This is a genomic window from Desulfosporosinus burensis (assembly GCF_054657535.1).
In genome coordinates this window covers 69,929-91,699 of record NZ_BAAHYN010000005.1, presented here as the reverse complement: position 1 = coordinate 91,699, position 21,771 = coordinate 69,929, and the positions used below count along the sequence as shown (strand labels likewise).

15 protein-coding genes are annotated in these 21,771 nt (G+C 42.2%); 8 read left to right on the top strand and 7 right to left on the bottom strand.

Translation table 11 applies throughout. From position 1 onward, the window contains the following. The first annotated feature begins 156 nt into the window (after positions 1–156). The 3 genes from ACYQ3Q_RS09870 to ACYQ3Q_RS09860 all read left to right on the top strand — a co-directional run bounded on the left by ACYQ3Q_RS09870 (position 157) and on the right by ACYQ3Q_RS09860 (position 7,810). Positions 157–1,536: an ATP-binding protein gene (locus ACYQ3Q_RS09870; RefSeq protein ID WP_459928401.1), complete on the top strand. Its 1,380-nt coding sequence runs from the start codon at positions 157–159 to the stop codon at positions 1,534–1,536. Between the two features lie 467 nt (positions 1,537–2,003). After that, entirely contained in the window at positions 2,004–6,314 is a 4,311-nt protein-coding gene (locus ACYQ3Q_RS09865; protein WP_459928400.1) for a non-ribosomal peptide synthetase family protein, read from the top strand. A 224-nt stretch (positions 6,315–6,538) separates the two neighbouring features. Next, positions 6,539–7,810 carry an HD-GYP domain-containing protein gene (locus ACYQ3Q_RS09860; protein ID WP_459928399.1) on the top strand — a complete coding sequence of 424 codons (1,272 nt, stop codon included), beginning with the start codon at positions 6,539–6,541 and terminating at the stop codon, positions 7,808–7,810. Positions 7,811–7,915: 105 nt separating this feature from the next. Here the strand turns inward: ACYQ3Q_RS09860 and ACYQ3Q_RS09855 are convergent, their stop codons facing one another. The 4 genes from ACYQ3Q_RS09855 to ACYQ3Q_RS09840 form a co-directional block, all read right to left on the bottom strand. Next, positions 7,916–9,319 carry an FMN-binding glutamate synthase family protein gene (locus ACYQ3Q_RS09855; protein WP_459928398.1) on the bottom strand — a complete coding sequence of 468 codons (1,404 nt, stop codon included), beginning with the start codon at positions 9,317–9,319 and terminating at the stop codon, positions 7,916–7,918. Positions 9,320–9,353: 34 nt separating this feature from the next. Then, the gene (locus ACYQ3Q_RS09850) at positions 9,354–10,742 is read right to left on the bottom strand and encodes a cbb3-type cytochrome c oxidase subunit I (RefSeq protein WP_459928397.1); all 1,389 of its coding nucleotides are present in this window, start codon (positions 10,740–10,742) and stop codon (positions 9,354–9,356) included. Beyond that, a complete protein-coding gene (locus ACYQ3Q_RS09845; RefSeq protein ID WP_459928396.1) occupies positions 10,739–11,044 on the bottom strand; it encodes a c-type cytochrome in 306 nt (101 codons plus the stop codon). Before ACYQ3Q_RS09845 ends, ACYQ3Q_RS09850 begins: the two co-directional genes overlap by 4 nt. A gap of 229 nt (positions 11,045–11,273) precedes the next feature. Beyond that, positions 11,274–11,777, bottom strand: coding sequence for a gamma carbonic anhydrase family protein (locus ACYQ3Q_RS09840; protein ID WP_459928395.1), 504 nt, complete (start codon positions 11,775–11,777; stop codon positions 11,274–11,276). A 184-nt stretch (positions 11,778–11,961) separates the two neighbouring features. On the opposite strand from ACYQ3Q_RS09840, the gene hcp reads away from it, so the two are divergent. The 4 genes from hcp to ACYQ3Q_RS09820 all read left to right on the top strand — a co-directional run bounded on the left by hcp (position 11,962) and on the right by ACYQ3Q_RS09820 (position 16,641). Further along, the gene (gene hcp / locus ACYQ3Q_RS09835; RefSeq protein ID WP_459928394.1) at positions 11,962–13,605 is read left to right on the top strand and encodes a hydroxylamine reductase; all 1,644 of its coding nucleotides are present in this window, start codon (positions 11,962–11,964) and stop codon (positions 13,603–13,605) included. Positions 13,606–13,850: 245 nt separating this feature from the next. Continuing rightward, positions 13,851–14,504 carry a hypothetical protein gene (locus tag ACYQ3Q_RS09830; RefSeq protein ID WP_459928393.1) on the top strand — a complete coding sequence of 218 codons (654 nt, stop codon included), beginning with the start codon at positions 13,851–13,853 and terminating at the stop codon, positions 14,502–14,504. A gap of 259 nt (positions 14,505–14,763) precedes the next feature. After that, positions 14,764–16,053, top strand: a complete 1,290-nt coding sequence (locus tag ACYQ3Q_RS09825) for an HD-GYP domain-containing protein (protein WP_459928392.1) — start codon at positions 14,764–14,766, stop codon at positions 16,051–16,053. Positions 16,054–16,071: 18 nt separating this feature from the next. Continuing rightward, a complete protein-coding gene (locus ACYQ3Q_RS09820; protein ID WP_459928391.1) occupies positions 16,072–16,641 on the top strand; it encodes a DUF5317 domain-containing protein in 570 nt (189 codons plus the stop codon). Between the two features lie 29 nt (positions 16,642–16,670). Here ACYQ3Q_RS09820 and ACYQ3Q_RS09815 read toward each other — a convergent pair whose 3' ends face one another. Then, positions 16,671–17,426, bottom strand: coding sequence for a tRNA threonylcarbamoyladenosine dehydratase (locus tag ACYQ3Q_RS09815; RefSeq protein ID WP_459928390.1), 756 nt, complete (start codon positions 17,424–17,426; stop codon positions 16,671–16,673). A gap of 225 nt (positions 17,427–17,651) precedes the next feature. Between ACYQ3Q_RS09815 and ACYQ3Q_RS09810 the strand changes: the two genes are divergently transcribed. Then, entirely contained in the window at positions 17,652–18,002 is a 351-nt protein-coding gene (locus ACYQ3Q_RS09810; protein WP_459928389.1) for a hypothetical protein, read from the top strand. A 50-nt stretch (positions 18,003–18,052) separates the two neighbouring features. Here the strand turns inward: ACYQ3Q_RS09810 and ACYQ3Q_RS09805 are convergent, their stop codons facing one another. Beyond that, on the bottom strand, positions 18,053–19,795 hold the full coding sequence (locus ACYQ3Q_RS09805) for an NADH-dependent [FeFe] hydrogenase, group A6 (protein WP_459928388.1): 1,743 nt from the start codon (positions 19,793–19,795) through the stop codon (positions 18,053–18,055). Positions 19,796–19,820: 25 nt separating this feature from the next. Further along, positions 19,821–21,704: an NADH-ubiquinone oxidoreductase-F iron-sulfur binding region domain-containing protein gene (locus ACYQ3Q_RS09800; protein ID WP_459928387.1), complete on the bottom strand. Its 1,884-nt coding sequence runs from the start codon at positions 21,702–21,704 to the stop codon at positions 19,821–19,823. Positions 21,705–21,771 lie beyond the last annotated feature (67 nt).

Here is a 21,771-nt window from a genome sequence, read left to right as displayed (position 1 = left end):
TAGCTTATTCGGAACACGGAGAGGTAACGAACCGTGGTGCACCCGGACGAAAAAGCCACGGCGGCCCACGTTGGTAACAATAATACTAAAAGAAGGAAAATCATTGCTTTGTGTTGAATTTTATTCGGAAAAGAGTTTGGATAGGAGCAACAACGCATGGGATTCTTTCAATTGCAGCATGTGACAGATTACTACGATAATGCTATCGAGGGGATTCTAACGATGGATAATTTTAATCGAACCAGAAAATTATCCATCGTTTTGTTCATGTGCAACTTTATACTGCTATTTATTGACTATATCAATAACGTCAAGGGTCTCTGGATTATTACCGATGGTTATAAGTATTTATTCTATTCTCATGTCGTTTTAGGTTTGGGAACCCTACTTTTTATTTTGAGTTCCTGCAGAATTATTGCCCAGTCCCCAAAAGAAGTAACTTTAGCTCATAACTTCTTTGGAATCCTATTTGCTCTCTTTTTGCTAAACCATGCAGCTATAACATCGGGTTGGATCGATCAAAAAATTCATAGTCAACTTACGGTTTACGTTATAACCTGCATTATTATCGCTGTTATGTGTAACTACAAGCCGAAGGTTGCAGTACTGTTATATGGATTATCCTGGGTTACTTTTATGATTTCCGTAGCAATTAGTCAAGAGGATCCCGCTCTTCGCCAGGCGCACTATATAAACGCATCTGTTTTATTGATAGTATCATATTTTCTCTCCATAGTACTTTATCAATTTAGACGACAGGATTTGCTGCATAAACATTATTTAGAGGATTTAGTCACAGAGCGAACAAAAGAATTACAAACAGCTAATGATTTACTTTCAAGAGAAATATTGGAGAACAAACGAGCTGAGAAAGAGATGGCGAAACTAGATAGGTTGAACTTAATCGGTGAAATGGCAGCTAGTATTAGTCATGAAGTCCGAAATCCAATGACAACAGTAAAAGGTTTTTTGCAATTACTTAGAAACAAACAAGAGTCAAAGGATAAGGAATATTTTGACCTAATGATAGAAGAACTTGATCGTGCAAATTGCATTCTCTCAGAGTTTCTTTCCATTAGTAAAAACAAACCAACTATGTTTGAACTGCACAGTATAAATGACATAGTCACTTCCACCTTGCCGCTCGTCCAAGCAGACGCCCAAGCCAATGATAAATTATTAACGGTTGAACTTAATAATGTGCCGGATTTACAGCTCGACATTCAGGAAATACGCCAACTGTTATTAAATCTTGTTCGTAATGGGTTAGAAGCAATGTCTAGTGGCGGACATTTAAGAATAAAGACGTTTTTTACTAACGGTGAGGTAGCCTTAGTCGTATCGGATGAAGGTAATGGAATTGAACAGGGTATTTTAGAAAAGTTAGGCACACCATTCTTTACAACCAAAGAACAAGGTACGGGTTTAGGATTAGCCGTGTGTTACGGTATAATTTCACGCCACAAAGGAAGGATAAGTGTTGAAACTAGCCCTACAGGTTCTACATTTTATGTATACTTTGAATTAAGTAATTAGGGAGCGGTGGCAAGGGTTGCGCGTCGAGATTCCACCTGGTCTCGTTAAAGGTGGACCTAATAATTAACAAAAAATAGTTATGTCCTAGTTAACACCTGCTTTTCTCTACTTGATTCAGAGAAAAGCAGGCTTTTTTAGTTATAGAATATTAGTGAATTATTTTTCATCTAGGTTTGAGACTCCTCATCTATAAGTGGGTGTTCCATGTTTTGCTCGGTAGGGGTAGAATCCTCTTTTTGTCGCTAAGTATTCCTTTTGGGATTAGCGGCTCGGCGAAACCAATCCTCCGCGCAATAGTATCGTTAATGGCTGTGGGCTTTTGAAGAGAGAGGATCTATTGAATTATATGTCGAATATTTAAGAGGTTAACTTTATTGAAGTCGTATGAATGAAGCAATTCCTGGAAAATACTTCAAATATTATAAGAGTTTTAGATAATTGGGTTTTAAGTAAGGAGGATAATGAATATGTACAAGTTATATCCGTTAACAAATGCCCAGAAATCTATCTGGGTGGCAGATAATTTATACGCTGGTACGAGCCAAGCTGTTTCATCAACGACTGCGATAATCCGTGAAGTAATCGACTTCACTTTAATGAATGAAGCCATAAATATAGTGATTAAACACAACGATGCTCTTCGTATTAGATTGGTTAATCAGAATGGTACGCTACAACAATTTTTTTGTGACTTTGTCAAAAAGCAGTTTGATGTTTTAGATTTTAGCTATGATCATGGCGAAAAAGATTATAAACAATGGGAAAAGAAAATGGTTCAGACCCCATTCAACTTAGTCAACTCAGAGCTTTTTTATTTTGCCTTGATTAAGCTAAGTGAGAAGAAAAATATCTGTTTCTTCAAATTCCATCATACGATTATCGACGCCTGGGGAACCGCTCTAGTAATAAGAAAGATGCTGAAAGAATATTGGCAACTGAAGCACAATAGCCTTTCAGAAAATGATGATGATGAGAAACTTTCCTTTGTTCATCATATCAATGATGAACTTCAATATATGGCTACCCCACGCTTCGAAAAGCATAAGGAATTTTGGTCAGGTGTTTTTGGGACAGTTCCTGAGTTTACATCGTTTACTGATAATAAAGGGATTACCAGCTTAGTCGGAAAAAGGAAAAGTTATATTCTATCCGAGTTAATAAGTTCTAAATTGAATAGTTTTTGCGAGCTAAATAAAGTGTCGGCGTTTAGTGTCTTCTATGCGCTGCTTGCATTATACCTGTCTAAAAGAAGTAATAAGAAAGACATAGCGATTGAAACTCCTATCTTGAATAGATCGGGCAAGACGGAAAAAAACACAGTGGGTATGTTTATGCATAATATACCCGTTAGAATTTATGTTGAGCCAAGCCTTGACTTTCTAGCCTTTGTTAACGAGGCTTTCCGAGAGTTAAAGAAATTCATGAGACATCAACGCTATCCATATAGCAGCATATTAAAAGATTTTCGTGAAAAACAACAATTCTCTGGAACCCTTGTGGATGTTACCTTAAATTATCACAATCTCAAGCTAGATTCGGTAATTGAATATGAGGCAATCTGGAATTATCCCGGAGCACAGTCCAACTCGCTGTCAATATGTGTGAGTGACAGGGCTGATACCGGCTTGCCAGAATTGGATTATGACTACTTACTTGAAGTCTTCAGTGAGAAAGATATCGATCAAATGCATAACAATCTATGCAATCTGTTAACCGACGCCCTAGAAAACCCAAGCAAAAGGCTATATGAACTACAAATGTTATCCCAGGACGAGCTGAATAAGCTCTTACTAGGGTTCAATCAGACAGAATTAGCATATGAAGCTAAATCTGTGTCTGAGCTATTCGAAGATCAGGTTATAAAATCATTAGATGGTACGGCAATAGTCTTTGGAGACCAGAGATTAACTTATCGGGAACTTAATGAAAAGGCTAATCAGCTGGCCCGTTATATCCGAGGTAAAGGGATGTCTCGAAATTCGATTGTCGGGTTGCTGATCGACAGATCTGTGGAAATGGTAGTAGGTATTCTGGGGATTCTTAAGGCTGGCGCGGCCTATTTACCTATTGATCCGGCTTACCCTAGGGAAAGAATTACCTATATGCTTAACCAAAGTAATACTCGCTTAACTCTTACGGATAAAAATGACCCCCATATTTTTACCCTTGAGAATTGTGAGTTTGCCAACATTTCGTTAAGTAATATCGCTCTCTATAATAGTGATACGGACAACTTGGAAAAGGATATAAACCATAATACCGATGACTTAGCCTATGTGCTTTTTACTTCGGGTTCGACAGGTAAACCCAAAGGGGTAATGGTTCACCATAGGGCTTTATGTAATCTGATTAACAGCGTAGCACGGAATCTAAACTTTGAGAGTCAAACGATTGTTTCGTTAACAACGATCTCTTTTGATATTTTCTTCAGTGACACGATTTTGCCCTTGACCAAAGGGATGAAGGTTATAATTGCCAATACGGAAGAGCAAACAATTGCCAAGTATCTCTTTGCCCTGATTAACCAACACCAAGTTAAAGTTCTGCAAGCCACACCGTCAAGAATGAAGCTGATTTTAAGTGAGGAACAAGGTCGGGAGTGCTTGAATGATTTAACCCACATCTTAATTACAGGGGAGAGTTTTCCTGCGCCATTATTACCCCAACTGAAATCCGTTACTCAAGCAGAAATTTATAATTTATATGGTCCAACAGAAACGACGGTATGGTCAACAATGACCAATGTTACCCATTCCGACAAGATAACGATCGGAAAACCGATCGCCAACACCCAAATATATATCCTTGACGATCATTTATCCCCAGTAACTATAGGGTCAGTAGGTGAAATTTTCATTGTCGGGGATGGAGTTTCTTTGGGCTACTTAGCTAACCCCGAATTGACCAAAGAACGTTTCTTAGCTAATCCCTATATAGCGGGTCATACAATGTACCGAACGGGGGATTTGGGACGATGGTTAAAAAACGGTGATATAGAATGCTTGGGTCGAACTGATAACCAAATAAAGATCAGGGGATTAAGAATAGAGATGGAAGAAATCGAAGTCTGCCTGTTAGAACATACCGCGGTTAAAGAAGCAGTCGTAATGGTTAGAGAAGATAAAGCGGGCAAGAAACATCTATGTGCCTACTTAACTGGTGAGAAAAGGCCAAGCAATGAAAATTTAAGATCTCATATATTAAAGTATCTGCCAAATTATATGGTTCCTGCTTGTTTTATCTGGCTCGATGCTATACCGCTGACTCCGAATGGCAAGATCAACCGCCAAGTTTTACCTTTACCAAACGAACTAGAATTTGGACAGTTAACACATGCTTATCTTGCTCCCAGAAATGATGTGGAATGGAAACTGGCCATGTTGTGGGCTGAAGCGCTTGAAGTAGAACGAGTTGGAATTGATGACAACCTATTTGCGTTGGGGGGAGATTCATTAACAATCCTAGAAATTATGTCTGGTGCCTTATCTTACGAATGGAAACTTAACGCTCAGGATTTCTATGAATGCCCAACCATTAGGCTGCTGTCCTCAAAAATCACGGGGTGTATCCAAGAAGATAATGAAAATGAAGAAGAGATTCTTCTCTCTGGCAGGGTATGGCCTACGGAAGTGATTATAAAGCCAGTGGATACAGGTAATGTCCTCTTGACGGGTGCGACGGGCTTCTTAGGAATACACCTCCTTTGGGAGTTACTGGTTCAAACAAATAACGGAATCTATTGCCTGGTACGGGGGAATCAGGCTAAAGCAAAATTGGATAAACTGCTAAGCTTTTATTTTCCCTCACTTTCTGTAACCTTGAAAAACAGGATTATTGTGGTTAACGGGGATATTTCCTTTGAACAATTTGGGTTAAATGATAACTCTTATCAAGATCTGGCCCAAAAGGTACAGACAGTCATTCATAGCGGCGCATTGGTCAAACACTATGGTAATTATCCTGAGTTTGAGACGAATAACGTTCAAGGAACTAGGGAAGTCATTAATTTTTGTCTAAAATTTAATAAGAAACTTAATCATATTTCAACGATTAGTATATCAGGAGATTTTGTTGTCGACCTAAGTAAAGGCAAGGCCGTTTTTTCAGAAAAAGATTTTTATTTAGGACAGGATTATAAAACCAATGTCTATGTACGAAGCAAATTTGCTGCAGAGAACCAGGTGTTTCAGGCTGAAACTGAAGGTTTGCGCTTTACTATCTTTAGGATTGGGGTCTTAACCGGGCGTTACCGGGATGGTAAATTTCAGCACAACATCGCTCAAAATGCCTTTTATCGTAAAGTAAAGTCCCTTGTGGCTTTAAAAGTTGTCCCGGAAAGTTTCTTGGATCAAAGTATTGAGTTTACACCGGTAGACTATTGTGCTAAAGGGATTGTGAATATTATCCAGGTCAATCAGGCTCACGGTCTGGTGTTTCACATGTTCAATCATCAAGAGATTAAGGCAATTGAGCTCCTTAGTTATTTAAGAGAGCTGAATATGTCTGTTCAAACCCTCTCTAACCAGGAATTTGATGTTTATATTAGGCAGCTTTCCCAAACAAAAGAAGGAAAGGAAACCCTGAGTGGTCTCGTTTCCGATCTAAGTGTCAATAAGAGATTGAATTATAGTAACGTCATCACGGTTGATTCTACGTTTACGATTAATTATTTGGTTCAAACTGGTTTTGTTTGGCCAGAGATAGATGTGGTATATCTCTCTAAGATTATAAGCTATATGCGTGAAGTCGGCTTTATTAATAATTCAATAAGTTCTTAAATAGTATACATTTGGATAAAAAGGAAGTTATTAAATACATTAATCTCTATTGAAGTTTGTTAATCTGACATGTAAAATAAAAAAGTAAGTAGTATTTTGCTAAAAAGTAATGTTTTTGTAGAATTATGTTTATTAGAGGGCGAGGTTCTTATTTATTTTGAAAAGCTATGGTGCTAAGGATGTCCATTAAGAATAAACTATTATCCTTGATTTTAACGAAAAGTATGTATACTTATATTCCCGATAACGAAAAAAGTGAATTCAATTTAGAACTTATTAATTTGAATTTTGAACGGTCAAGAAAGTTAAATCTTATCATTTTTATTTTTACATTAATCCTACTTCCCATTGATATCCTAAATAAACAAAAAGGGCTATGGATGCCTGGGTCTAAGTATCTCTTTTATACACATATATTAATGATCATTATACCGCTGTTATTAATACTTTTTTTTCGTATAAGCAAAGGCCTTAAGACTAAAGATATCCGGAAGAAACGGTTATTTGTTATATTATTTGCTTATTTTATTACCTTGAATTGTACCTTTACATCAATTATTGATCAGCACATTCACGGTGAGATTACGGTCTTTATTATTGGGGCATTTGCAATTGCTATAATGAATAATTTCAAGCCACTAACTAGCCTAGGGATCTACTTAAGTAATTTTGTGGTATTTCAAATAGGAATCACATCTGTTCAAAATAACCCTGCGATTCTCAGGGCGCATTACGTTAATGGTACAATAATTGCTGTGGTGGCCTGGTTTCTCTCTATTATTCTTTACTACGGCAAGGTCAAAGATTTTCAGAGCAGAAAAACCATCGAAGATCAAAAAGGCGAATTGGAAAAAGCTAATCAACAACTGACGGAGACCAATCATAAGCTTCATCAATCACTCACCGCACTGGACGAATCTCAAAACATTATTTTCACCCTTGCCCTCGCACTTGAATCAAAAGATGAGTATTTACATGGACATTCAAAACGAGTGACCGATTATGCTTTAGAGCTGGGAAGGTTTCTGAATCTAAGTGAAATTGATCAAATTAATTTATACCGCGCAGCAATTTTGCACGACATTGGGAAAATTGGCATTCCTGATGCGATTTTGAATAAGCCAAGCGCTTTAGTAAGCGAAGAATGGTCAATCATGAAATCTCACCCAGAGCGGGGGGAAGCTATTTGTTCTAAGCTGAACTTTGCCAGAGAGATTTTGCCGATCATTAGGCATCATCATGAACGTTACGACGGAAAAGGCTACCCAGACGGCTTAAGTGGTGAAGACATCCCATTTATTGCTCGTCTCATTAGTATCGCCGACACGGTCGATGCAATTACTTCCAGTCGCCCTTATCGTTTAGCAGGAACGTTTGAACAGGTATTAGAAGAATTGCAAAAAAGTGCCGGCACTCAATTTGATCCTGTTTTAGTAGCGGCCTTTATTTCTTTATATAACAGTAAAAAACTAACTAATCGAGCATACGTAAGCTAAGCCCTATCCAGGAGGTTAGAAACAAGAAGCACGTTGAAATTCTTGTCAAAAAACCTGTGCTAATAGGGCTGTTTTTAATTTTTAAGTGAAGGGTTACTTAACATATTAGTAGACACGCTTCACTCCGGTAACTTCGGCGCTCAAAGAATCCAAGGCGACAAGGTCCTCAGCGTTAAGCTCTTTCAACGCTGTCTTACCAAGAGCACGCATACCTTCTTCCATCTCCAAAACCATAGAGGTCAGGGCATTAACAACACTTGTGGCTGCCTGATCGATATCAAGTTTACTCTTGGCAGGAGAATCGTAAAACACTAAGGTAGTAGGAGGTTCCCAGGGTATTACTTTGCTGATTTGGTTATGGGTAAGGGCAAGAAGTGGAACGGTAGCCATATAGATGGCATCCGCTCCTAGAGCAATAGCTTTAAGACACTCCCCAGGAGTAAAATATCCCCCTGCTACGATCAAGCTTACCCTGTCACGCACCCTCTGGTTGTTTAGAAAACGCACGGCTCGAATCAAAGCGAAGAGACTGGGTATACCAAAATCATCTTGTTTAATTGGGGTTGTCGCATGGGAACCGCCCTGCGCACCATCAATGATCACTGCATCAAAACCCAAATTAATTGCGGCCGCTAAGTCATCCTCTAGATGTCCGGTGGCCATCAGTTTTAAGGCAATAGGGATACCGTTAGACCGTTTACGCAGACTTTTCATGAAACCTGGCCAATCGCTTTGTTTTTGAACTCCAGGAGGTGCTGGAAAGGAAATGGCCATCTCATCAGGGGCCAATCCTGAGAGTTCTTGAGCTCGACCTTCAAATTCTACGGCCTCTATTGTGACAGCACCCATATCGGCGCCTTGCCCCATTTGAACCTCTAACATATCAGCAGAGTCAATCTGTTCTTGAGTTCTTGCCCCCCAGGCCCAACGGGAAATTTGTAAGGTGAATTTTCCCGCTTCCATGCGTTCTTCTGGTAAAAAAGGACCTTCTCCGGAACACGTGGAAGTCTGCAGGGTTTTAGCTGCTCTGGCCAAAGCTCTTTTTGCTTCCTCGCTAAGTGCGATTCCATAGGCCATTGCACCTATCATAATGGGAATATTGATAATCATCGGCTTGTTGGCTTTTGGACCAATGGTCACCTGCATGTTCAGCTTGGTACTTTCAGGCAAAGAAAGCCTCGTCATTAACTGGGGAGCAAACATGAGGTTGTCAAACCCGGGAAAATGCTTAGGGGAACCGAGTGGTCGTGTGATGATTTTCCCGTTTTCCGCTCGAAAACCGTTTTCCAGGATGTTTAACACCGAAATACGTTTCCCAGCTGGCCACAATTCCATAAGGTTCTGGGTGTATTTATCAGAAAGCAGTTTGGAGGAAAAATCGCTGATCTGCTGACCTATTAGATAACGCAAAATTGGTTTGATGAGGAGTACCAGCACTAAGAGCACCTGAAGGGCTAGTAATAGGATTAGTAAAAACAACCAGAACGAACTCGTGATGGTAATTTGCATGTCTAGACCTCATAACGTTAAGTTTCATGCTTTGCTATTGTTTAGGCTTCGTTGCCTGCCAGGCCTTAAAGATAAACCAAAACAGTAATAGGTCACCGAGAGTAAACATTGCCCCACCTAATGCTCGAACCCATAAATAGGAGTTAAGGAGCAGATGTACCTCCATAAAATCCATACCTATGATTCGCCAGAGATAAGTCTGCACGAAGCCAGCAACCAGCAGGGCAAAGGACATGGACATTAGGCCGCCATTGAGTAAGATTACAGCGATAACTCCACCTCTATACCCTTTAAGTGTAGGTTCACTACCCTGGCTGAGGACGTAATAACACCCAGCCAAAACAACAAAACCGAGGCTGCCAAACAAGGCCAAATGGGCATGACCAGAGGTAACATACGTTCCATGCATATACAGGTTGACCCAAGGGACCGTAATGAACAGGCCTAAGAGGGAAGCACCGGTTATATGATAAAATAGACTGCTGAGCAGCAACCATAAGGTAAGCTTTTCCCTCTTACTCTTTACTTTTTTGGACTTTAAGCCCCTATAGGTCATATGAACCAACATGCCTACGGGTATGACTTCTACGACGCTGACCAACGAACCAATAACTAACCAGACAGCGGGAAACCCGATCCAGTAATAATGATGTCCGGTACTGTATAAACCGCCGACGACAGCCAAAGCGGCCTCCAGATAAAGCCACTTTTCCACTTGAGTACGCGGGGCTAGACCAGAAACAATCAAATACGTGGCAATAAAACCGGCGGATGTTAGCTCGAAAGCCATTTCTTCCCATAAGTGAACGATCCAGAACTTGGTGGCTTCATCGCTAATCGGATTACTATAGGTTAAGGTATTCGGCAGCAATAGTAACAACAAAAAGACAATTCCCACCGTCATTGTCGCGGTAGCCGGTGTTATATTCCGCTTATCCGTCAGCAAAGTTCGGATAAGGTTATAGGAGGCTAGGGCCAACGCAAAACAAATTCCAACATAAAAGATGGGCATCCCTTCAAGATATTCTCGACCATTACCAATCCGCAGGGCTAGGGTTCCAAAGATTGATAAGCTAAAAAGCATGACGATCCAGTACTGCCAACGGGCCAAACGGGTGGAATAGATCTCCCGATTAAGTTCAGCAGTCGTAAAAAAGTAAACCATACCCATAGTACCGATTAGGGGCCATAGGCCAGCCAAACCCAGATGGATGGCTCTAGCGAACTCAAAGGGAATCGGTGAAGGTAAATCGGGTATCACCAATTCCAAGGCACCCATCAAGGCCACTACACTTTGCAGGGCAAATAAGCTTACGGCCGAAAGGCAATACCTTCGGCTAATCTTTTGGGCTATAAATTGCTGCTTTTTAGCCGCGGATTTATTAACCTTACCTGTATAAGAAAACCGTTTGAACAGCTTCATGAGTCCTTCTCCAGGTTTTCTTGCTGAGGAGGCCAACCCAAAGTAGGTATGGTGTGAAGAAACTCTAAGTATCGCACTAGATTATCGGCATCCGCCTGGTCGAGGGCTGGGTGACGGGTATACCTATTGGGCCGCATCACTGGCGGCTCCACCAGATAGTTAATAAGATATGAAGAGTTTTTTTTATCAGTAATATGAGTTAAATCATCCGCTTCATAACCACCGTGTCCAAAGAGGGTGTGGCAGCTTACGCAATTATGCCTTTGCCAGACGACTTTGCCTGCTACAGCCGACTCAGGCATGGGAGTCGGAAGTCTGGCTGATATAAGGGTAATCGCCACAAATAATACCAAGGAAAAGGTGCTTAATAACAAGAAGGTTCGCAACTTCAAGAGGCTTCATTCCAATTCTAGCAGGATAGTTTCATGGTAGTGTTTACCAAAGCTAGAAAACTATACAGTATTATGGAAGAAGCCGCAAAAAGCATGAAAGTATGTTGCTTCGGCACTATTTCGGATTTGATACCATAAACTAGACTTTCTGAGCGTCTCGGGCCTTGCCTACATATCGCTCCGCTGTCATGTGCATGGCTTTGATCTCCGTCTCAGTGAGTTCTCTCACGACTCGCGCAGGGACTCCCATTAGCATTACGCGCGGGGGATAGGTTTTATTTCCAGGCACAAGGGTCCCCGCGGCAATAGATGTTTCTGCGTTGATGATGGTACCGTCAAGAACGATTGCGCCCATACCGACGAGAGATCCCCGACCAATCTGACATCCGTGCAGAATAGCGGAATGCCCGATTGTGACATAGTCTTCGATGGTTACCGGCTGATTCTCGTTTACATGGATAACAACCAAGTCCTGAATGTTCGTACAGTTTCCAATTTTAATTTTAGAAAGGTCCCCTCGAATGACTGAGTTATACCAAACACTGGATTGTTCACCTATTTCTACGTCACCCGTTATTTTACAGCCCTCGGCAATAAAAACACTTTTGGCGAGTTTAGGTTCTTTAGCTAGTTCATCATGCAAATTATTCTACCCCCGATAGTTTTGATCGTTAAGATGTCAATGATTCATTATACTATAATCTGGTGTGATTTTTCTCACACTTAAAGAATCCTCAAAATCACAGTACTTTAAGCGTATTTGATTTAAACTAACCTTAGTCAACTTGAATAAACAAAATTCAAATAAAAATTAGGGGGAAACAAAAATGAGTATGTTTTGTTATCAGTGTCAAGAAACTGCCAAAGGAACCGGTTGTACAATTAAAGGGGTCTGTGGAAAAAACGAAAATGTAGCCAATCTGCAAGACCTACTGATCTACACATTAAAAGGGATCTCCATTTATGCGGTTCAAGCACGTGCTATGAGTATTGTTCGACCAGATGTCGATAAATTCATTATGGAAAGCCTCTTTAGCACAATTACAAATGCTAATTTCGATAGAAGTCGTTTCGTTGATAGAATCCAAGAAGGGCTCACCCTACGCGAAGGACTCAAGCAAGAAATTCTTCAAGCAGGCGGTACGATTCCAGCAGTCTTACCTGATGCAGCCACTTGGTCAGCTCCTGCAGAGGAGTTTGAGAAAAAAGCAGTCGTTGTCGGTATCTTGGCCACAGAAAACGAAGATGTTCGTTCACTCAGAGAATTGCTGACCTACGGTTTAAAAGGGATAGCCGCGTATGCTGAACATGCGTATACTTTAGAGCACAAAGAAGCAGGCATCTTTGCCTTTATCGAAAAAGCTTTGGCAGCCACCCTTGATGACACTCTCGCAGCAGGTGACCTCGTTGCTCTAGTCTTAGAAGCAGGGAAATATGGTGTTGACGTAATGGCACTCTTAGATACGGCCAATACCACCACTTACGGTAATCCTGAGCTTACTAAAGTCAATATCGGTGTTCGAAACAACTCAGCCATTCTGATCAGTGGTCATGATCTAAAAGACCTCGAAGAATTGCTCATCCAAACTCAAGGCACTGGAGTCGATGTCTATACCCATGGTGAAATGCTTCCTGCCCATTACTATCCCTCCTTCAAGAAATATGACAATTTCGTGGGCAACTACGGAAATGCCTGGTATAAACAAGATAAAGAATTCGATTCCTTTAACGGTCCAATTTTCTTGACCACCAACTGTCTTGTTCCCCCGAAAGATTCCTACAAAGATCGCGTCTACACGACGGGTGTTGTCGGATTCGAAGGAGTTAAGCACATCGCTGATCGTCAAGATGGCAAGGCCAAAGACTTCTCCACACTGATCGCTCACGCTAAGAGTTGCCCAGCACCAACGGAAATTGAAACAGGAGAAATCATCGGAGGATTCGCCCATAATCAAGTTATGGCCCTGGCTGACAAAGTTGTAGATGCTGTGAAATCAGGAGCTATTAAGCGCTTCTTCGTCATGGCTGGCTGTGACGGCCGCATGAAGAGCCGTGATTATTATACCGATTTTGCCAAAGCCTTACCCCAAGACACCGTGATCCTTACGGCAGGATGTGCCAAATATAAATACAATAAACTAAACCTTGGGGACATCGGCGGCATTCCAAGAGTTCTCGATGCAGGACAATGTAATGACTCCTATTCCTTAGCCGTCATCGCCTTAAAACTTAAAGAAGTCTTCGGCTTAGAGGATATCAACCAACTTCCAATCTCGTATAACATCGCTTGGTACGAGCAAAAAGCAGTCATTGTTTTACTGGCCCTTCTCCACTTAGGCGTAAAAAACATTCACTTAGGACCGACACTTCCAGGCTTCTTGTCTCCGAATGTGGTCAAAGTCTTAGTAGAAAACTTCGGCATTGCCGGCATCTCCACCGTTGAAGATGATGTCAAAATGTTCATGGCGTAACAATTCAGAAAAAAGCTTAAGACTTAATAATTTCTGTGGGCTGCCTTTCAGTTGAGGCAGCCTATTTTTGTTGCTATGCGAGCTGAAATAGACTAAAAAATAATATAGATTAAGAATAACAAAGAGAATCTGAGAGTTTATATAATAATTACCAAACCATAGGGAGGATTACATCATTAAACGTCGAAAACAATGCAAGACGAATAAAGTAAGGGTATTTATTAATAATACCGAGGAGTGTTTTCATGTCAGAGATGATTTGTCCAACTCAAGATTGGGAGCAGGCCATAAAGCAGATTAAATCGGTTATAGCTGCTCGAATTAAGGTTAATAATCAAGGGGAAATCGAAGAGGTTCACATTCTATCGGGTTCAGGACGAGCACCGAAGCAAATCGTGAGGGATGTCGAATCAATCTTGGTGGCCCAATTTAATTTACAAATTGACCATAAGAAAATTAGTGTTGCCCAAGTAGAAGATGATGAGGAAGTAACCTTAGCCATGGTGGAGTCAAAGCGACCCAAATTAGTCGGGGTTACCCTTAGAACAGTTAATGGAATGGCAGAAGTTAAGGTGGAATTGCTAACAGGAGACAAGCTTATAGAAGGAGTGGCCCAGGGCCCCTCCTCATCACATAACAAGTTGCGACTTTTTGTTAAGGCTACACTTAATGCACTCAATCCCCTGACCCCGGATACTCTGCTCTTCGTCACAGACGATGTTGGAATTACCCAGCTAGCTAAGCAACAGATTGCCTTAGTATCTATAACCTTGATTGCCCCGACCGGAGAACAATCTCTGACAGGATGTGCTTTGGTCAGAAACGATGATCGGGAAGCTGTGGTTAAGGCAACACTTGATGCCGTTAATCGAAAACTAAAGTTTCTCAGGAACGATTAATTTACTAACTTTGGCCGACATACTTACGATTAGATTTTAATACTCTGTTTTAATTCCCTACTAGCGAAGCGGAAAAAACAGCGGAACGAATAAGAGCGAAGCGGATAAACTGTACCTTTGATAAAAAGATAAAGGAGGTTTTCCGCATGAGCAAATTATTTAAAGCTATTACTGTTCTCGTCACTCTCGTTCTCGCCGGTGGCGCAGCCTATAAGATCTAATTGTAAAGTAGTCGGCCAAACTATATAAGGGGTGGCTAATGGAAAGTTTACCAAAGAAGTTCAAACTATTTTTCACAGTAGTAACTGCATCTGCTACAGTGGTTTTAGGATGGAATATCCTTCATACGGATTGGAGTATAACCCTATTTGTTCATCTCTTAATCTTTGGGATTCTCGCGATCGCTAGTGAATCCTTACCGGTCGCCCTACCGAAAGGGGGGTATGTAACGGTTAGTTATGCTATTTTTCTTTCTTCGCTGATCTTGTTTCCCTTAGGAGTGACGTTGACGGCGGTGGCTTTATCGGGCCTGATCATTATTGGTAAGGCTGGCATAGAGCAACCCCTCTATAAACGAGTGTTTAATGCTTCGCAATACGTTTTGTCCTTAGCAGCCGCGTACGGTGCTATGAACTTTTTTGATCCTTCTTCGTTTCAATTTGATTGGAAATCGCTGCTGCACTATTTGATTGCCGCCTCTGTTTTTATGGTTATGAATATAACCATTGTCTCAATCGCCTTAGGAATGATGTTCAATAAATCCCCTTGGTCAATATGGCTTTGTAATATTCGTTGGTCTGTTCCTAACTTCATGGCACTTGTTCCGCTTGGATTCTTATTAGCTTTACTTTACGATAAGTACGGCCCGCTGGGTGTTATCCTACTCTTTATTCCTCTTTTAGCTTCTCGCCATGCTTTCCAACTCTACATTGACATGCGAGAAAATTACCTCAATACGGTTGAAGCCTTAGTTCAGGCACTGGAGGCGAAAGACACGTACACTAGTGGACATTCTGCAAGAGTAGGAAAACTAGCAGTTGCTATGGCAGAAGGACTCGAAATGAATGATGATAAGATAGAGTCTCTTAAATACGCTGCAGTGTTGCATGACGTAGGAAAGATCGGGGTAAGCGAAATAATTCTGAATAAAGAGGGAAAACTGTTGGATTCAGAATGGGAATCTATCCGCAGTCATCCGGTCATGGGGCAAACGATTATCAAAAGCATTAAATTCTTGTTTGATATAGGACAAGTTGTACGCCATCACCACGAGCGTTTTGATGGGAATGGCTATCCGGATGGAATCAAAGGGACAGAAATCCCACTGGAATCCCGGATCATAGCCGTAGCAGATACATATGATGCAATTACATCTGATCGGAGTTATCGTAAAGGCAGTACACATGACGAGGCCATTGCAGAGCTTAGAAAAGTCGCTGGATCTCAATTGGATCCAGCGATGGTAGAAATATTTTGTAAAGTGGTCACAAGTGAAATGACAGAGCGAACGGTCAGTGCTGACCAAGGACAAATTGCTTTAAACGTTTAGTTGCATAAGAGGTGAAGAATGCTTATAGAAACGCTGATCCTAGCATTATTAATTAGTATGTTAAGTGGGGGGAAAATCAGTCGCCTAAGTGAGCTCGTCCTTCGGGGATTTTGGTTGGTCCCCTTGGCTCTCTTGATACAGAGTGGTGTCTATTGGGCAGCTGTTCGAGGAATTGGGTTAGGCCCAAGTTGGGCTGGTCCAGTGCTTGATACAGGGTCCTATTTTTTATTACTAATATTTACAGTTCTTAATAGATCATTACCTGGAGTGCGTTGGATCTCCTTGGGAATTCTGCTTAACACCCTCGTAATTGGGTTGAACGGAGGAGTAATGCCAGTCGATCCGTCTTTTCTTCCTGAGGCCAGTCGTAATGCGTTACTAGAGGGGCAGGGAACTCACGGATTGATGACTTCATCGACCCAGCTGAGCTTCTTAGCAGATCGCTTTTACCTAGATCTCTTGGGATTTAGAAAACAAGTATTTAGTGTTGGGGATATTCTGATTGATATAGGCATTTTTCTCTTAATTTTTAAGACGCAAAAAAAGGCTCCAGACATTGAGCCTTTCCGACATAGAAAAACAACTTGATCAAAGCCAAAGGTGCCCGTTTTTTCGTTTTAGGAGTTCTTTAATAAATCTCGAATAACTTCCCCAGCGATAAGGAGTCCGACAACGGAAGGAACAAAGGAGATGCTCCCAGGAATTTGGCGTTTTATAGCACAGTGGGCATCCCCACTAGGACAAATGCAATTAGTCTTACAATCTGCGTCAGCGGTAATTGGGTTAAGTGGAAGGTCCGGACTAAACACAACCTTAATCCCTTTGGAGATTCCTTCTTTGCGTAGTAGTTTGCGCATAGCCTTTGCCAGCGGATCTCCGCTCGTTTTAGAGATGTCTGTAACTTTGTAATTTTCTGCAGTAAGGCGATTGCCGGCCCCCATACTGGAGATAAAGGGGATTTTGCGCAGTAAACATTCTTTGGCTAAATTTACTTTGCTCGAAACAGTATCTATAGCATCAACGACATAGTCTAGCTTTCTATCAAGAAAGTGGTCTGCATCAGCTGCTGTATAGAACCTCTTGATCGTTTCGACATTGGCTTTCGGATTGATCTCTAGAATTCGGCGTTTCATGACCTCAACTTTCGCCATACCCACAGTGGAGTGAAGGGCGTGTAATTGGCGGTTAATATTCGTAAGACAAATATCGTCATAGTCAACTAGGATTAAATGACCGATGCCCGCGCGGGCCAGGGCTTCCGCAGTGAAAGAACCAACCCCTCCAATTCCAAAGATCATGACCGTGCTCTGGCGGAGCTTTTCTAAACCACTGCTTCCTATAAGGAGTTCAGTTCTTGAGAATTCGTGTTGCATGATGCCCTCCGCTTATAGATTTTAGTTTGTTTAGTTTATCATACCCAAAGAATAAAGGCTAAGCAACAGACCAAAAGGACAAGAGTCCTTCTCCTGTCTTCTGTCAGCGCAGTTGTCGAGCTGAAGTTGTGAATAATGTCGAAAAGTAAGGATAAATTTCTCAAGACAATTGGGTTAGATATGGTATAATTACACTATCAGTATTTATAAGGGTGTGATTAATCAGTGGATGCTGATATTAAAGAAATGTTCGGGATGATCCTTGGTAAGTTAGACTCTATCGATAAGAGAGTAGACTCTATCGATAAGAGAGTAGACTCTATCGATAAGAGAGTAACAAAGAATTCTATTGAGATTGAATCTATTCAGTCTGTTATTAAAACGATTGCAGAAGTTCAAAAGGCTCATATGGATCAAAACGAACGAGACCATGAAAATATAATAGAACTTATTAATAAGCAGAACGGGTTACACTCTGCTATTCTGAAAAATCTATCCTCGGATGTTCGAGGATTAGAAGAACATCAAAAAATGCAAGATCAAGAACTTTCGGAAATAAAAAGAAGAATAGGTTAACCAAGAAAAACTACCCATCAACACGATGGGTAGTTTTTTCGTTAAAATCACTACACTTTCCTGCGCTTTGTAAAGCTGGTGTGGAGCAATTGATGCGCCTTTTCTCCATAAGGTTCGCCCATGAAGTCTTTATACAGAGCGAGGACTGCTGGATTTTCATGCGACTTCCGCAAAGGCTTGGAGCGGTCTTCTTGATAAATGGCGTTAGCACGGGCTTTAAGAATTTCTATATTGCCATGGTGATAGGGTTGTCCTCCTCCACCGATGCACCCACCAGGGCAAGCCATGATCTCAATCGCGTCATAATGGGCATCCCCGGCTTGAATTTTTTCAAGAATAGTTCGGGCATTACCCAGACCATGGGTGACCGCAATCCGAAAATCGCGTCCACCGATCGGGATCACGGCTTCTTTAAGCCCATCCATTCCTCGAAGGGACTCAAACTCCACCTTCTGCAGTGGTTGACCAGTCAACCACTCATAGGCGGTCCGCAGAGCCGCTTCGATCACACCGCCTGTTGTTCCGAACACGACAGCAGCGCCTGTAGATTCCCCTAAGGGGTGGTCAAAGTCTTCGTCTTTAAGGTGATCAAAATGAATGCCGGCTTCCCTGATCATGCGTGATAGTTCTCGCGTCGTAATCACGATATCTACATCTGGGGTGACCGGGTTTTGCCCCAGTTCTGGACGTGCTGCTTCATATTTTTTGGCAATGCAAGGCATAATTGAGACAACGGTTATTTTCTTAGGATCGATCCCATAGGTCTCTGCATAATAGCTTTTGGACAAGACTCCTAACATTTCATGGGGGGACTTACAGGTTGAGGGGATGTCCAATAAATCTGGAAATTGATGTTCAAAGAATTTGACCCAAGCAGGGCAACAACTGGTCAGAATTGGCAGACGCCCACCGTGTTTGATGCGGTGAATCATTTCGGTGGCTTCCTCCATAATCGTCACGTCAGCCCCGAACTCCGTATCAAAGACACGGTCAAACCCAAGTCGTCGGAGAGCGGCAACCATTTTGCCCGTGACAATCGTCCCTGGTTCCAACCCGAATCCTTCCCCGAGGGCGACCCGTACGGCGGGTGCCGTTTCGACAATAACGTAGCGGGTCGGATCGTTAAGCGCTTTCCAAACCTTGTCGACTTGATCTAGTTCCATCAAAGCACCCGTTGGGCAGACCGCTACACATTGTCCACAAAATGTACAAGAGGTCTCATGTTGAGGTAAATCGAAGGCCGTTTTAACTACCGTTTCGAAACCGCGTCCCACAGCAGAGTAAACGCCAACCGTCTGAACATCATTGCACATTGTTTCACAGCGGCGGCAGCGAATACATTTATTCGGGTCACGAATAATAGCTAAACTGGATTTGTCAATTTCAAACTCAGATTCTTCTCCTTCATAGGTAATATTCCGCACGCCTAGATCAGCAGCAAGAGATTGGAGGTCACAGTCTAGGTTTTTGGCACAGGTTAAACACGATTTAGGATGGTCAGAAAGTAGAAGTTCAACCATGGTCCGTCTGCCCTGAATGGCACGCAGAGTATCTGTTTTAACGACCATGCCACTGAAGATTGGAGTTGAACAGGCGGGGGCTAAATTTCGTCGACCCTCGACTTCAACCACACAGACCCGGCAGGAAGCAATGTGATTATTCATTCTCATCTCATGTAGGTTGAGGTAGCATAAGGTCGGAATGTCGATGTTTATAGTTCGAGCTGCGTCCAAGATGGACATTCCTTCCGGAACAGTAAGGGATATGTCGTTGATCGTTAGTTGTATATCCATAACGGAGTCCTCCTTCAGGGGTAACTTAATGGCGGATGATAGCACCGAAACGGCATTTTTCCATGCATGCCCCGCATTTGAGGCAACGCTCTTCGTCGATGATGTGAGGCTCCTTGGCGGAGCCTGTAATGCAGTTAGCTGGGCAGTGTTTAGTACAAAGAGTACACCCTTTGCATTTGTCAGTAATCGTATACTTCAGAAGGCTCTTACAAACTCCAGCCGGACAGGATTTATCGACGATATGGGTTAGGTATTCGTCCCTGAAGTACTCCAAAGTGGAAAGAATGGGATTGGGAGCACTTTGTCCAAGCCCGCAAAGAGAGGTATCCTTAATAATCTTGCTCAGTTTCTCCAAACTATCTAAATCATCTAAGGTCCCTTTGCCTTCCGTAATTTTTGTCAGGGTTTCATGAAGACGTTTTGTACCCACTCGACAGGCGGTGCACCGACCGCAGGATTCGTCCACTGTGAATTCGAGAAAGAACTTGGCGATATTAACCATACAATCGCTATCATCCATGACAATCAGCCCCCCAGAGCCCATCATGGAGCCGATGAAGATTAAGGATTCATAATCGATAGGGGTATCCAAATATTTTGTGGGGATACATCCGCCAGAGGGTCCGCCAGTTTGGGCGGCTTTAAACATTTTATGGTGTTTTATCCCTCCACCAATGTCAAAAATAATTTGTCGGAGAGTTGTTCCCATTGGGACTTCTACTAGGCCAACATTGTTGACTTTCCCAGCTAAGGCAAAAACCTTGGTTCCCTTACTTTTTTCCGTCCCAATACTAGCAAACCAATCGGCTCCCCTTAAAATAATGGGGGGGATATTCGCGAATGTTTCCACATTATTGACACAGGTGGGCTTGCCCCATAGTCCCTGTTGAGCAGGGAAGGGTGGTTTGACCGAAGGCTCCCCGCGAGTGCCTTCGATGGAATGAATCAGAGCTGTTTCTTCTCCGCACACAAAGGCCCCGGCCCCGTATTTGATTTCAACATCAAAGCAAAAATCACTGCCTAAAATTCCTTCCCCAAGCAATCCATACTCCCTAGCTTGGGTAATGGCGATTTCTAAACGATGAATAGCTAAAGGGTATTCCGCACGGATATAGATAAACCCATGGGTTGACCCGATTGCTGAGCCTGCAATGAGCATAGCTTCTAAGACACTGTGAGGGTCGCCTTCAAGGATGGAGCGGTCCATAAAAGCGCCTGGATCCCCTTCGTCGGCATTACAAATAATATAGCGTTGTTTCGCCTCCCCTTGACGCGTTAATTCCCACTTTATGCCGGTGGGAAATCCTCCACCGCCTCGCCCACGGAGGCCACTTTTCTTAACCTCGTCAATAACCGAGTCCGGAGTCATCTTAAAAAGGACTTTGGCTAAGGCCTGATAACCATCAGCTGCGATATATTCGCGAATGTCTTCAGGGGCAATATAGCTACAGTTGCGGAGGGCAATTCGAAGTTGATTGTGATAGAAGGGGAGGTCAGAGGCAAAACGCTTTTCTGTGTTGGGATCAACATAGAGAAGGCGTTCAAGCTCTTTCCCTTGGATGAAGTGTTCTTCAACGATATCCGCTACATCGTTGGTGGAAACTTCTACATAGAGAATATTATCGGGGTGGATTTCAAGAATTGGTCCTTTTTCACAGAACCCAAAACAACCTGTTTGGAGCACTTCAACTTGATCAGATAAACCGCGCCGATCTAGTTCCCCTTTAAGAAGTTTAGCTATCTCAGGACTTTCTGAAGCATGGCAGCCGGTTCCGCCGCAAAGCATAATATGCCGAGGTTTGCCTTGGGCGTCCATAGTCGTGATTGGGTTAGATACACGCCGGTTTTCGAGAAGAGCTAGGCTTTGCGCTTTTAATGCATTCAGCGCAGCGGTGTCTTTGAGTTTCATATACTTTCCTTCCTTTTGTTCGAGGCGCGAGGTTCGAGGTTCGTGGTTCGAAGTCTGAGGACCGACT